This window comes from Sphingopyxis sp., from assembly GCF_016463645.1.
Classification (GTDB): domain Bacteria; phylum Pseudomonadota; class Alphaproteobacteria; order Sphingomonadales; family Sphingomonadaceae; genus Sphingopyxis.
The window spans coordinates 1-13417 of sequence record NZ_JAEMQX010000100.1 but is presented as its reverse complement, the minus strand read 5'-3'; the positions used below and the strand labels follow the sequence as shown (position 1 = coordinate 13417).

The following is a 13417-nucleotide window of genomic DNA, read 5'->3' as shown; positions in this document are numbered from 1 at the left end:
CCCCAAAAAGGGCGAAAGGCTGCACATGAACACCGTGATCATCCGCGAAGACGACCTCATCGAAACGATCGCCGACGCGCTCCAGTACATCAGCTATTTCCATCCGATGGACTATATCCGCGCCCTGGGCGCCGCGTACGAACGCGAAGTCTCGCCCGCCGCGAAGGATGCGATGGCGCAGATATTGTCGAACAGCCGCATGTGCGCCGAGGGGCATCGCCCGATCTGCCAGGACACCGGCATCGTCACCGTCTTCATCAAATGGGGCATGGACTGCCGGCTCGACAGCCCGCGCAGCCTGCAACAGGTCGTCGATGAAGGCGTGCGCAAGGCGTACCTCCACCCCGACAACAAGCTGCGCGCCTCGATCCTCGCCGATCCCGCGTTCAGCCGCGTCAACACCAAGGACAACACGCCGTCGGTGCTCAACGTCGAGATGGTTCCCGGCGCGAAGGTCCACATCGATGTCGCCGCGAAGGGCGGCGGCAGCGAGAACAAGTCGAAGTTCAAGATGATGAACCCGTCGGATTCGATCGTCGACTGGGTGCTCGAAATGGTGCCGCAGATGGGCGCCGGCTGGTGCCCTCCGGGCATGCTCGGCATCGGCATCGGCGGCACCGCCGAAAAGGCGATGCTGCTCGCGAAACAGTCGCTGATGGACCCGATCGACATGACCGAGTTGCTCGCGCGCGGACCGAGCAATCCGACCGAGGAATTGCGCATCGAGCTCTATGAAAAGGTCAATGCGCTCGGAATCGGCGCGCAGGGGCTCGGCGGCCTCGCCACCGTGCTCGACGTCAAGATCGCCGACTGGCCGACCCACGCCGCGTCGAAGCCCGTCGCGATGATCCCGAACTGCGCCGCAACCAGACATGCTCATGTGACGCTCGACGGCAGCGGTCCCGCCTTCCTCGAGCCGCCGGTGCTTGCCGATTATCCGCAGGTCGACTGGGCGCCCGACAAGGCGGCGATCCGCGTCGACCTCGACAATCTGACCCCCGAGGTGGTCGCAAGCTGGAAGCAGGGCGACCGGCTGCTCCTCAACGGCAAGATGCTCACCGGCCGCGACGCCGCGCACAAGCGCATCGCCGAGATGCTCGCGAAGGGCGAAGAACTGCCGGTCACCTTCCGCGATCGCGTCATCTATTATGTCGGTCCGGTCGATCCGGTCGGCGAGGAAATCGTCGGCCCCGCGGGTCCGACGACCGCGACGCGCATGGACAAGTTCATGGACATGATGCTCGATCAGGGCTTGCTCGCCTGCGTCGGCAAGGCCGAGCGCGGCCCCGCCGCGACGCAGGCGATCGCGAAGCACAAGAGCGCCTATCTCATGGCGGTCGGCGGCGCGGCGTACCTCGTCGCGCGTGCGATCAAGGGCAGCAAGGTCGTCGGTTTCGCCGATCTCGGCATGGAAGCGATCTACGAATTCGAGGTGCAGGACTTCCCCGTCACCGTCGCGGTCGACAGCGAGGGCCAGAATGTCCACGTCAACGCGCCGATGCTGTGGCAGAAGCGGATCAAGGACGAAGGGTTGCTGGAGAAGGCGTAAGCGGCGGGGGGCGAAACGATGTCGAACCAGGAACCCATCGACCTCTACGCTCCCCATTCGCCCGAACAGATCGCGCGCACGCTCAAGCGGATCATGGACGACCCGATGCCGGACGCGAAGGCGCGCGTGTTCGGCAAGGGCAGCGAGCGCGACATGCAATTGCGCTATCGTCAGCGCGATGCGCGCACCAATATGGAGCCCGTGCTCGACGCCGTGATGGAATCGTACAAAGGCGGCACGCGGATCACCGGCACCTTCGGCGCGCCAGCGGGCGCACGCTACTTTCCTTACGTGTGGGTCGGCTTTCTCTCATTGTTCGTAATCGGCGGAATCCTCGCCTATATCTACATTCCCGGCGCGGGGCTGTTCGCGACCATCTTCGCCGGCATCCCGCTCCTGATGATCTTCGCGGGGCTTGCCGCGTTTCGCGCGCAGCCTGACCCGGCCAGCGACAAAGCCAGGATTCTCGCCTTCCTCGCCGAGGAAATCGACGCGCGTCCCGTCACGTAACGGTAAGTCCCCGGCACGGCCTTGCGTTTCGTCGCCGATGCGGCACATTGCTTCGCATTCGAAGCAGCAGGGGACTTGTGATGGATTTCCGGGAGCTTGACCGACTGAACCGCCGCGACATGCTGCGCGGTACCGCGATGCTGGGGGCCGGCGCGGCGTTGATGCAGCCCATCCCGCTCTGGGCGCAGTCGGGAAGCATGGCGGACATCCGCAAGGCCGCCGAGGCGGGCAAGGACGCCTCGATCAAGCGTATCCGCGACTGGATCGCCCTGCCCTCGATCGCCGCCGAGAACCGCAGCATGGCCGAGGGCGCGGCCTATATGGCCGAACTCGCGAAGGATGCGGGCTTCACCAATGTCGAGATCGTGCCGACCGACGGTCACCCCGGCGTTTTCGGCACGATTGACGTCGGCGCCAAGCGCACGCTCGGCATCTATTTCATGTACGACGTCAAACAGTTCGATCCGGCCGAATGGTCGTCGCCGCCGCTCGAGGGGAAGATGGTCGACCGCCCCGGTTTCGGACAAGCGATCATGGGCCGTGGCGCGGTGAACCAGAAAGGTCCCGAGGCGAGCTTCCTCGCCGCACTCCACGCGATCCGCGCCGCCGGGCGCAAGCTGCCCGTCAATATCGTGCTCGTGTGCGAGGGCGAGGAGGAGATCGGCTCGCCGCATTTCCGCCAGATCGCGACCAAACCCAATATCCTCGCCGCGCTCAGGAAATGCGAGGGCATCTTCATCCCCTTCGCCTCGCAGGGCAAGACCGGCAATGTCACGGTCAATCTGGGCTCGAAAGGCATCATCGAGCTCGAACTGGTCGCGAGCGGCGAGAAATGGGGCCGTGGGCCGAAGGGCGACGTGCATTCGAGCCTGAAGGCGATGGTCGACTCGCCCGCATGGCGGCTCGTGCAGGCGCTCCAGACGCTTGTTACGCCCGATGGCAACAAGCCCGCGATCGAGGGCTGGTTCGAAAATGTCCGCCCGCTGACCGATCGCGAGAAGACGCTGATCCGCGAGGCCGCAAAGGCGGGCGACGAGGCGGCGCAGAAGCAGGCGCTCGGCATCACCCACTGGATCGACAACCTGTCATACGACGATGCACTGATCCGCCTCGCGCAGGAACCGACGGTCAATATCGAAGGGCTCGTCGCTGGTTACACCGGCCCCGGCGGCAAGACGGTGCTGCCCGGCCGCGCGGTCGCGAAACTCGATCTCCGCCTCGTCCCCAACCAGACACGCGCCGAAGCAGAGAAGAAGCTGCGCGCGCATCTCGACAAGCATGGCTTCACCGATGTCGAGGTCAATGTCTCGGGCGGTTACGACCCGACCGAGGTCGCCGAGGACAGCCGTCTCGTGCGGTCGGAGCTTGCAACCTACAAGAAGCTCGGCGTCGCGACGAGCCTCAACCCGCGGATGGCGGGGAGCTGGCCGGGCTCGACCTTCACCGCGCCGCCGGTGTCGATTCCCGCCGCGCATTTCGGCATCGGCCACGGATCGGGCGCGCACGCTCCCGACGAATATTATCTGATCGATTCGACCAATCCCAAGGTCGCGGGCCTCGTCGACAGCACAATGGGCTTCGCCGAATTCCTCTACGTGCTGGCGGCGATCAAATAGGGATGGGCCAATGAGCGACCTCAACGGCGTCGCGCATGTCATCCTGACCGCGGGCGATTTCGAACGATCGACCGCCTTCTGGCGCGCGATGATCGCCTATCTGAGGCTCAAGCTCGTCCTCGACAGCGAGCATATGCTCTATGGCGTCGGCGGGCGCACCGCGATCGGCATTCGCACCGGCAGCCCGGAGAATGCGGGCAAGCGTTTCGACCAGGGCGCGCCCGGGCTGCATCACGCCTGCTTCCGCATGCGCGATCGCGCCGCGATCGACAGGGTCCACGCCTTTCTCGCGGCGCGCGACGATATCCGTATCGTCCACGCGCCGCAGGAGGAGCCGTGGGCGCCGGGCTATTATTCGGTGCTGTTCGAGGATCCCGACGGCATCCGGATCGAGTTCAACCATGTCCCGGGCGTCGGCCTGCTCGCCGAAGGCGAGCAGATCGGCGGCTCCGATGCGTTCGACTAGAAGCCGTAGACCAAAGTGAAGCGCGTCTGCGTGTCGACGCTTTCGATCCCCGGCGGCGGGCTCGTGTCGATCTGCGCCGAATAGGCGATCCGCGCCGACAGCGCGCCGGTCAGCTTCGCGCTGAGCGCGGTCTGCGAACTGGTCGATCCGTTGGCCTCGCCGATGATCGTCGATGCGACCTGCGTCAGCCGCAGCGCCGGCGATATCTGCCAGCCGAAATCGAGCCCGGCGAGCGCGGTCAGTTCGGTGTCATGGTCGCCGCTCACGAAATCGGTCTGGCGAAACGCCGGACCGCCCTTCAGGCTCAGCGTCATCTTCTTGGTGTCGACCACCTTGTAGCCGAGTCCGCCCGACAGATTCCAGCGCATGTCGTATCCAAGAATCCGGTCATGTTCCCAGCGCCCGAGCCCATAGGCGAAAGTGCGGTCGTCGATCCGGAGCTGCGGTTCGAGTTCGGCCAGATAGCGTTCGACCGAGGTCTTGCCGTTGGTGCGTTGATAATCGGCCTGCGCGCGGAACTTGTGCGTCCAGTCGATCCCCTTCCGCGCGAGCGCCAGCCCCGCGCTCAGTCCCACCGAATCCGTATTGCCGCTGCTCTGCGACGCGCCGATCTGCCCCTCGCCCTTCCAGTTCTGCCAGAATTTCGCCGCCGCCAGCCGGGCACGCTCGGCCGCCGCCGCCTCGTCCCGCAGCCGCTGGCGCTCGGCGCGATAGGCGACGACGCGCGCCTCGATCTCCGCCGCATTGTCGAGCTTGCTGTCCCGCGCGAGCTTTGCCACCGCCTCGACATCGGCATCCTTGCCGCTGGCGATAGCCGCCGCGAGCATATCGGCAACGGGATCGGGCAGCGCCTCGGGCGGGTGTCCGCTCCGATAATAAGCGAGCAGCGCGTCGATTTCCCCGACATTACCCGGATTGGTCCGCCTCGCCACCTTGGCCACCGCCTCGACATCGTCGTTATCGCCGCTCGCGAAAGCCGCGTCGATCATCGCGCGGACCGAATCCGGCAGGGGCGGATCGGGCTCCATGATGACCGTCGGAACCGGATTGGCGAGCACCGGATCGACGAGAACCGGATTGGGCTGGGGCGGATCGACCGGTTCCTGCGACGCGAGCGCCGGCGGAACGGCAAGGGCGAGCGGCAGGCAAAGCGCGGCCAGTCGGGGGAGAGCTGTCACCGAAGACATCCTTCTCTGGAGGCAGAAGCCGGGTTCGTTCGATCGGTCGCGCGGGGCCGGAGCGCGGGCGGTGCGCCCCTATAACCCGAAAGTCGCTGGCATTTCCACCCCGCGTCCCCCATCTGCAAACCTATGTATATCGCGCTCATCGCCATTTTCTGCGCCGGCATCGGCAATTTCGCGATGCACCGCGCCTTCATGGAAAGCGACGATCCGCTGATCCAGCAGATGGTGAAACCGCTCGCGGACAAGGTCGGGCCGAACATCACCTATGTCTTCGAATTCCTGCTGCTCGTCGGCGCGATGGCGATCACGACGCGGAACTGGTTCACCGCGCTGATGCTCTATGGCCTCTACACCATCTTCAACGCGATGGCCTTCAGCTGGATCATGCAGAGACCGCGATAGGCCGTGGCTACCAGGCGGGCCCCGCGATCGGCAGGCCCTGCGATTTCAGCTGGTCGAGGACGCCGCCCTTCTCGGCGAGAATACGTAGCGGCACCACCGCCAGCGTCACGCCGGGCTGCGCGGTCGCGCCCCGGATCGCGCCGACCCAGGTCTCACGGAGCTCCGGCCCGAAGCTGTCGTTCGTCCACGGCCAGCAGCGGCCGAGCGCCTCCTCGAGCGGGCTCGCCATCACCGCGGGCACGTCGAACTCGGTCCACGCGCGGCCGCGCTCGATCACGACGTCGCCGCTCGCCTCGGTCGCCGTCATCGCGGCTTCGAGGCACAGGATATGCGTTTCGGGCGGGGCGGCGAAGAGATTGTCGAGCATGTCCTCGCCGCGCACCTCGCCGACCGGCTGCGCCGGTATTTTCGACTGTCGCGCCGCCTTGCGCACGACGTCGGACGCGTCGTCGGCGCTGTCCTTGTTGAACGACAGCCGCTTCGAGAGCAGGTCGAACGCCGTCATCAGGAAATTCGAGCGCGCATAATCCTGACCGAAGCGCGTCTCGAGCGCACGAAGCCGCTTCATCTGACCGGCATCCAGATAATCGGCGGCAACGCGGCCCTTCGGCAACTTCGTCAGCCCGCCGCCCTTGAAGATCAGCCGCAATATGTCGCCCGGCGACACCTTCGCCTTGGTGCCGAGGATGACGCGCTGCGCGCGGTCGGTCGCGCCTTCGAGCCGTTCGGGACGCCAGGGCGTCGCCTTGGGCACCGCGGCGATCTCGCCGACGAGGATGACGGCACCCGAAGGCGTCCCGATTGTCCACATCGGCGCGCCCGAGCGGCGCGCGGTGACGACGATCTCTTCGGTGGCATCGGTTGCCGTCGGGGGCTCGGCGGCGGAAGCCGGCGATGAAGCCGTCATCGCGGCAGCGAGCAGGGCAGCCGCGATCCGGTGCATCACGCGACCCCGTGGTACCACCACACGCCGTCGCGGGTCTCGCGTTTCACCCGCCCTTCGACTTCGAGCCGTTTCAGGTGCGCGAGCGCCTCGCCGGTCGCGAGACCGCGGTTATGTTCGCCGATCGGGCGGTTGAAGAGCAGGGGAAAGCTGTCGACCGCACGCATCGGCGCCCTCGCAGCGGCTTCGGCCAGATTGTAGAGCCGCATGCGATGTTCGTCGCGCAGCGCCATCAGACGGACGTGGAGACCCCGGAACGGCTCGCCATGCGCGGGACAGGTGACGACGTCGGCGGGCACGGTGGAAAGCAATTTGTCGATCGACGCGAGCCATTCACCGAGTGGATCGGCGTCGGGTTCGGTGATGTTGACCGAGACGTTCGAGCTGATCCGCGGCAGCACCTGATCGCCCGAGACGAGCACGCCCTCTTGCTCGTTGAGCAGGCATGCATGTTCGGGGCTGTGCCCCGACCCGGTGACGACGCGCCACCGGTGCGAACCCATGTCGAGCGTCTCGCCGTCGGCGATCCGCACATAGGAGCGCGGCAGGGTGAAGATCATGCGCTGAAACATGTTCCAGCCGCGGCCGCGCTGCGCCTCGATCTCCGCCTCGTCCCAGCCCGCGGCGCGCGACTGGCTCAGCACCTCGTCGGGTGCGGTGTCGGACGAGTCCGCGACGATCGCGCGTGCGGTGAGCATCTCGCCGCGCGTCATCCACAGCTTCACATCCTGCTTTTTCGCGATCCAGCCGGCGAGGCCGATATGGTCGGGATGGAGATGCGTGCCGATCACGCGTGTGATGCGCCTGTCCTTCAGCGCGCCGGCATAGAGCGCCTTCCACGCATCGGAGCACATCGTCAGGCAGATGCCGGTATCGACGACCGCGAGACCATCATGGTCATCGAGCAGCCAGCTGTTGATATGGCCGAGCGAGCCCGGCATCGGGATGCGCGCCCAGCTGATCCCGTTCGCGATACGGATCGTCTCGCCCGTGCCCGGCGCGGCGTCGCCCCACGGATAGGTGAGACCCGCATGGCTCGTCGCGGTGAAACTGTCGTCCTGGGTCAGCGAGGCATCCGGCGAGCCGCTGGCCGCCGGAATATTATCCTCGTCGCCCCCCGCCATACCTCAGGCTTCGCCGTCGATTTCGGTCTCTTCGGCAGCGCGCGCTTCGGCGGCTGCACTGCGTTCGGCGCGCAGCTCTTCGAGCAGAGCTTCGCGGTCGCCCTCGAAACGGCTGTCCTCGGGCGCCTTGATGCCGGCCTTCTTCGCGGCCTTCGCGACGAGCGCGTCGAGTTCGCGCTGCGAGCAGAGACCGAGCGTTACCGGATCCTTGGGCACGATGTTCGCGCTGTTCCAGTGGCTGCGGTCGCGGATCGCGCCGATCGTGTTGCGGGTGGTACCGATCAGCTTGCCGATCGCGCCGTCCGACACTTCGGGGTGGTTCTTCAGGATCCAGGCGATGCCGTCGGGCTTGTCCTGGCGCTTGCTGACGGGCGTGTAGCGCGGGCCGCGGGTACGGCGAATCGTGTCCTGCGCCTGCTTGCTCATCTTGAGCTTGTAATTGGGGTCCTTCTGGCCCTTTTCGATTTCTTCCATCGACAGTTCATGCGCGCGGACGGGATCGCGACCGGTATATTTGGTCGCGGCGGTCTCGTCGGCGATCGCCTGCACTTCAAGAATGTGGATGCCGCAATATTCGGCGATCTGCGCAAAAGTCAGGCCGGTATTGTCGACCAGCCAGGCGGCGGTCGCATGCGGCATCAGCGGGGTGGCGTCGGCATTGGCCATGACGGAAAGTCTCCAAGCGGAAATAATAAGGGCCGCCCCTCGCGGGGCGGCCGTCCGGCGGCTGATGTAGACCCGTTTGGCCGACGGGGCAAGTGCGGGGATACGCAGCCTTGCAGGGGCGACCGCGCGGGATTAATCCGCAGCCATGAGCGACGCCAGAATCTTCATCAGCGCGAACGACCTCCTCGCGGACTCGCTCCGTCTCGGCATGCAGGTCATCGACAGCGGCTTCAGGCCAACGCACCTTGTCGGCATCTGGCGCGGCGGCGCACCGGTCGGCATCGCGGTTCAGGAGTTGCTCGACTATCACGGCCATCACTGCGACCATATCGCGATCCGCACCTCCTCCTACAAAGGCATCGACCAGCAGGATCCGCATGTGAAGGTCTTCGCCCTCGGCTATCTCATCGACACGCTGAACCCCGAGGACCGGCTGCTCATCATCGACGATGTCTTCGACAGCGGACGCAGCATCCGCGCCTTCATCGCCGAACTCAGGGCGCGCTGCCGCAACAACATGCCGCGCGACATCCGCATCGCGACGGTCTGGTTCAAGCCCGGGCGCAACGTCACTGACCTCCGCCCCGACTTCTTCGTCCACGAAACCGACCGGTGGCTGATCTTCCCGCACGAGATCGACGGGCTGACGGTCGAGGAAATCCGCCGCCACAAGCCCGAGGCGGCGATCATTCTCCGCGAGGAAGAGGTGCCCGGTGCCTGACGGTTTCACCTCGCGCGACGAGCGCGCCGCCTTCATCGCCGGTCTGCCGAAGGCCGAACTGCACCTTCATATCGAGGGCTCGCTCGAACCCGGACTGATGTTCGAACTCGCGCAGCGTAACCGTGTCGCGATCCCCTTCGCATCGGTGGACGAGGTCCGCGCGGCCTATGCCTTCTCGAACCTCCAGGATTTCCTCGACATCTATTATCAGGGGATGGGCGTCCTCCACGGCGAGCAGGATTTCTACGACCTCACCGCCGCCTATTGCGCACGCGCGCACGCCGACAATGTCCGCCACATCGAAATCTTCTTCGACCCGCAGGGTCACACGACGCGCGGCGTCGCCTTCGAAACCGTGATCGCCGGCATCGACCGCGCGCTGAGGGATGCCGAGGCGGGCTATGGAATAACCTCGAAGCTCATCATGTGCTTTCTCCGTCACCTCAGCGAAGCCGAGGCCGAGGCGACGCTCGACGAGGCCTTGCCGTATCTGGGGCGCATCGCCGGTGTCGGCCTCGACTCGTCCGAAGTCGGCCACCCGCCCGCGAAGTTCGAACGCGTCTTCGCCCGCGCCCGCGGCCTCGGTCTGAAAACCGTCGCCCATGCCGGCGAGGAAGGACCGCCGACCTATGTCCACGAAGCGCTCGATCTCCTGAAGGTCGACCGCATCGACCACGGCAATCGCAGCCTCGAAGACAGCGCGCTTGTCCAGCGCCTGGCGAACGAAGCGATGACGCTCACCGTCTGCCCGCTCTCGAACCTCAAGCTCTGCGTCATCGACGACATCGCCGGGCACCCGCTGAAGACCATGCTCGACGCGGGTCTTCGCGCCACTGTGAACAGCGACGACCCCAGCTATTTCGGCGGCTATGTGAACGCCAATTATCTGGCCGTCGCTGACGCGCTCGATCTGTCGAAGGACGAGTTGCTCACCCTCGCGCGCAACAGCTTCACCGGGTCTTTCCTCGACGACGCCGCCAAGGCGAGACATCTCGCCGCGATCGACGCCTATAGCTGATCGGCGTCACGCGGCGATCAGCACGCCATGATAGGTACGATCCTCGAACGCACGTCCCGCACCCATCGCAACGCAGATCAGCGCGTCGTCCGCGACCATCACGGGCAGTCCCGTCGCGCGCGCGATTGCGTCGTCCATGCGACGCAGCAGGGCGCCCCCGCCGGTCAGCGTGATGCCCTCGTCGATGATGTCGGCCGACAGTTCGGGCGGCGTCTGTTCGAGCGCGGCGCGCACCGCGCTCACGGTCTGCCCGACGGGCTCGGCGAGCGCCTCGGCGATTTCGGCTTCGGTCACCTGCACCTCCGCCGGGCGGCCGGTGACGAGATCGCGCCCCTTGACGCCCATGACCATGCCCTGCCCGTCGGGCGGGGTCGCGCAGCCGATCGTCAGCTTCACGCGCTCGGCGGTCATTTCACCGACCATCAGATTATGCTTGCGGCGGATGAAGGAGGAGATCATCTCGTCCATCTTGTCGCCGCCGACGCGCACCGAATTGCTGTAGGCGATGCCGCTCAGCGACAGCACCGCGACCTCGGTCGTGCCGCCGCCGATGTCGACGACCATCGCGCCCCGCGGTTCGGCGACGTGCAGCCCGGCGCCGATCGCCGCGGCGAGCGATTCCTCGATCAGCTGCACCGACGCCGCGCCCGCATTGCTCGCGGCATCGCGGATCGCGCGGCGCTCGACCATCGTCGACCCCGACGGCACGCAGATCACGACATGGCTGCGCTGGACAAAGCGGCTCGGGCCGCCCTGCGCCTTGTCCATGAAATGCTTCAGCATCTGTTCGGCGACGTCGATGTCGGCGATCACCCCGTCGCGCAGGGGCCGGATCGCCTGGATATTGTCGGGGGTCTTGCCCATCATCGGCTTCGCCTCGTCGCCGACGACCTTGACCCGTCGCACGCCGTCGCGCGTCTCCAGCGCAACGACCGACGGTTCGTTCAGGACGATGCCCTTGTCGCGCACATAAACCACGGTGTTCACGGTACCCAGGTCGATGGCCATATTGTGCGCGGCCGACGCAAACCGATTAAAGAACTTCATATACGGGGCAAATGCCTTCGGGAATGAACGGAAGAATCAGGCGCGGCAGGCCCTTTGAGCGCCCCCGACGACTGTCACATATCGACTGCGCCGCACGCGCGGGCGCGTCAACGAAGGCCGCCGACAATACTGCCAGAACGGTGGTTTCTCAGGCCCGGCTGTTCGTTCGGTTCAGAAATCGCGACCGCCCGAGCCCGGAACGAGGAACTTCAGCCCCTGCAGCCGGACGACCCGGTCATCGATGCAGAGCGGCGCCGCGATCAGCCGCATCCACCGGCGCGGCGCCCGCGCCGGGCGGATCTCGACATCGAGCGTGAAGCCGCGCCGGTGCCGGATCGCATAGGCACGCAGCTTCTCCATCGCCGCGCGCGACCCCTCGGCATAGAGCGCCACCGCCTCTTCGCGCGCGACGGCCGTGCCGCGCGGAATGTCGAAAATATCATGGACCTCGTCGGACCAGCTCAGGCGGTTGCCGTCGGCAAGGTCGCATTCCCATTGCCCGATCCGCGCGCGTGCCGGCGCGAGCCTTGCCGCGACATCGACGACATCGGGAATCGGATCGAGCGTGTCGCACGCGTGCAATTGTCCCAGCTCGAAAAAGCGTTCGCGCTCGTAGAGCGGCCAGCTGTGGTGAACGGGCAAGGGATGGGTCGGCTTCAACGCGCTGGTCTTCCTGTGGGTCGGCCAAGGATAGGCGCGCGTCGCTTAACAACTCGTTTGGGGTTTTCACAGCACTATCGCCCGCGCGCCAGCGCGATCCCCGCCAGATTTTGCGTCCGCTTGATATGGCGCACCGCGGGCATCGGCCCGTCGCCGGCCAGCGCGCGGAACGTCGCGAGATGCTCCGCCGCGCCTCCCCTTGCGCGCACGATGCCGTTCGCCTGCTCGACCACCGCGGCGGCATCGCCGAGCAGGACGAAATTGGCGAACTCCATGTCGCGTGCCAACCGCAACGCCGCGATCAGCGCCAGCCATTCGGCATCCATGCTGCTGCCGATCCCCGCGTCGCGCACGACCACCGCGGCACCGCCGGTCACGACGGCGGTTTCCATCCGCCCCGGATTGGGCCGGCACCCCCCGTCGAAATAGATTTTGATCCGCCGCGCCGTCATCCCGCCATCCTGAGAGTCAGAATTTGCCGCGCACCGAAAAGACGAAGATCGGCCCGATCAGCCGGTCGCGCTCTTCGATGAACGAAATCGGGCTCTCGCCGCGCACCCCGGTATAGACGGTGCGGTCGCGCTTCGACCGGGCGTTGACCATGTTCGAGATCTGCGCCCGCACCGTGAGCCCCAGGACATCCTTGTTCTCGACGAACAGCGACGCCCACACCGGACCTTCCCACACCTTGTCGGTCTGGTTGCGGCGGTAATTGGGCTGATAATGCGAATATTCGAAATCGCCGCCCCACGCCCAGTCGCTCGCGGGAATATCGTGCCGCAGCCCCAGTTCGATTACCGTGTCGGTAAATCCGCTCCACTGCCGCTTCTCGCCGGTGAACGGATCGCGCAGCGAGCTTTTCTGCAGCAGCAACCGCGTGTTGAGCTTCACGCCCTTGAGTCCCGCAGGGTCGAGGTTGAAGGTCGAGGTCCAGTCGATCGCCCCCGCCTTCGCCCTGGCGATATTGCCCACCGCCTCGCCATCGACGCCGATCGGGATCACGTCGACGCGGTCCTCGACGTCGCGATAGATGAAGATCAGCTTGGTCGAGCCCCACGCCCCCAGCTTCTTGTTGATCTCGCCCTCATAGGTCCAGTCCTGCTGCGGGCGGAGGTCGTTGTTGCTCTCATTCTGGTTGCCATCGTTGAGGAAGGCGCGCGCGAGAAAGTCGTAGAAGCTGAGCTGGAGCACCCGCCGCCGGAGCTTCACCGACACGTCGAAATCGGCCGACGGCGCCCAGGCGAGCGAGATCGAACCCTTCGGCCGGAAAAAGCTGCGCGTCAGCCCGTTGGCGCCGGTCTGGGTGATCGTCGAATGTTCGGCCCCCGCGATGATCTGGAAATTGAGCTTGTCGGTGAGCTTGCGCCCGAAGCTCAGCAATCCCTCGTAGCGATCCTCGCTGACGCCGCCGGTGCCGCCTTCGAACGGCTGGTCGACCCACGCCCCCGTCGGATCCAGCACCGCGATCGACGCGATATTGTCGAGCGTGTTGAACGCCGCCTCGCCCGACA

The 13417-nt window shown here is 65.9% G+C and carries 14 protein-coding genes and 1 pseudogene; 7 read left to right on the top strand and 8 right to left on the bottom strand.

Annotated features, from left to right (window positions below; all coding sequences use genetic code 11):
• Positions 1 to 25 precede the first annotated feature (25 nt).
• The 4 genes from JHC57_RS16895 (at position 26) to JHC57_RS16880 (ending at position 4141) form a co-directional block, all read left to right on the top strand.
• On the top strand, positions 26 to 1549 hold the full coding sequence (locus JHC57_RS16895; RefSeq protein ID WP_294031434.1) for a fumarate hydratase: 1524 nt from the start codon (positions 26 to 28) through the stop codon (positions 1547 to 1549).
• A gap of 18 nt (positions 1550 to 1567) precedes the next feature.
• Positions 1568 to 2059 carry a hypothetical protein gene (locus JHC57_RS16890; protein WP_294031431.1) on the top strand — a complete coding sequence of 164 codons (492 nt, stop codon included), beginning with the start codon at positions 1568 to 1570 and terminating at the stop codon, positions 2057 to 2059.
• 80 nt (positions 2060 to 2139) lie between these two features.
• A complete protein-coding gene (locus JHC57_RS16885; protein ID WP_294031429.1) occupies positions 2140 to 3675 on the top strand; it encodes a M20/M25/M40 family metallo-hydrolase in 1536 nt (511 codons plus the stop codon).
• Between the two features lie 10 nt (positions 3676 to 3685).
• Entirely contained in the window at positions 3686 to 4141 is a 456-nt protein-coding gene (locus JHC57_RS16880; protein WP_294031428.1) for a VOC family protein, read from the top strand.
• Here the strand turns inward: JHC57_RS16880 and JHC57_RS16875 are convergent.
• Entirely contained in the window at positions 4138 to 5319 is a 1182-nt protein-coding gene (locus JHC57_RS16875) for a DUF481 domain-containing protein (RefSeq protein WP_294031426.1), read from the bottom strand. The genes JHC57_RS16880 and JHC57_RS16875 overlap by 4 nt on opposite strands.
• A 132-nt stretch (positions 5320 to 5451) precedes the next feature.
• Between JHC57_RS16875 and JHC57_RS16870 the strand changes: the two genes are divergently transcribed.
• Positions 5452 to 5727 carry a hypothetical protein gene (locus JHC57_RS16870; protein WP_294031425.1) on the top strand — a complete coding sequence of 92 codons (276 nt, stop codon included), beginning with the start codon at positions 5452 to 5454 and terminating at the stop codon, positions 5725 to 5727.
• A 7-nt stretch (positions 5728 to 5734) separates the two neighbouring features.
• On the opposite strand, the gene JHC57_RS16865 is transcribed toward JHC57_RS16870, so the two are convergent.
• Genes JHC57_RS16865 through JHC57_RS16855 form a run of 3 tightly spaced genes read right to left on the bottom strand, consistent with a single transcriptional unit; the run spans position 5735 to position 8433 of the window.
• Entirely contained in the window at positions 5735 to 6670 is a 936-nt protein-coding gene (locus JHC57_RS16865) for a TraB/GumN family protein (RefSeq protein WP_294031423.1), read from the bottom strand.
• Positions 6670 to 7794 (bottom strand): MBL fold metallo-hydrolase, encoded by a 1125-nt coding sequence (locus JHC57_RS16860; RefSeq protein ID WP_294031421.1) that lies wholly within the window; start codon positions 7792 to 7794, stop codon positions 6670 to 6672. The genes JHC57_RS16865 and JHC57_RS16860 overlap by 1 nt, the downstream gene beginning before the upstream one ends.
• Before the next feature lie 3 nt (positions 7795 to 7797).
• Positions 7798 to 8433, bottom strand: a complete 636-nt coding sequence (locus JHC57_RS16855) for a DUF1013 domain-containing protein (protein ID WP_294031433.1) — start codon at positions 8431 to 8433, stop codon at positions 7798 to 7800.
• A 172-nt stretch (positions 8434 to 8605) separates the two neighbouring features.
• Here JHC57_RS16855 and JHC57_RS16850 point away from each other — a divergent pair, with 172 nt between their 5' ends.
• Together JHC57_RS16850 and JHC57_RS16845 are read left to right on the top strand one after the other, a co-directional pair.
• Positions 8606 to 9181: a phosphoribosyltransferase gene (locus tag JHC57_RS16850; RefSeq protein ID WP_294031420.1), complete on the top strand. Its 576-nt coding sequence runs from the start codon at positions 8606 to 8608 to the stop codon at positions 9179 to 9181.
• The gene (locus tag JHC57_RS16845; protein ID WP_294031418.1) at positions 9174 to 10199 is read left to right on the top strand and encodes an adenosine deaminase; all 1026 of its coding nucleotides are present in this window, start codon (positions 9174 to 9176) and stop codon (positions 10197 to 10199) included. Before JHC57_RS16850 ends, JHC57_RS16845 begins: the two co-directional genes overlap by 8 nt.
• A 6-nt stretch (positions 10200 to 10205) precedes the next feature.
• Here the strand turns inward: JHC57_RS16845 and JHC57_RS16840 are convergent, their stop codons facing one another.
• The 4 genes and pseudogenes from JHC57_RS16840 to JHC57_RS16825 all read right to left on the bottom strand — a co-directional run.
• Positions 10206 to 11246, bottom strand: a complete 1041-nt coding sequence (locus tag JHC57_RS16840) for a rod shape-determining protein (RefSeq protein ID WP_294031417.1) — start codon at positions 11244 to 11246, stop codon at positions 10206 to 10208.
• A gap of 171 nt (positions 11247 to 11417) precedes the next feature.
• Positions 11418 to 11906, bottom strand: coding sequence for a hypothetical protein (locus JHC57_RS16835; protein WP_294031415.1), 489 nt, complete (start codon positions 11904 to 11906; stop codon positions 11418 to 11420).
• A gap of 74 nt (positions 11907 to 11980) precedes the next feature.
• On the bottom strand, positions 11981 to 12358 hold the full coding sequence (locus JHC57_RS16830; RefSeq protein ID WP_294031413.1) for a reverse transcriptase-like protein: 378 nt from the start codon (positions 12356 to 12358) through the stop codon (positions 11981 to 11983).
• 16 nt (positions 12359 to 12374) lie between these two features.
• Positions 12375 to 13417, bottom strand: a pseudogene (locus tag JHC57_RS16825) (TonB-dependent receptor); the annotation flags it as partial.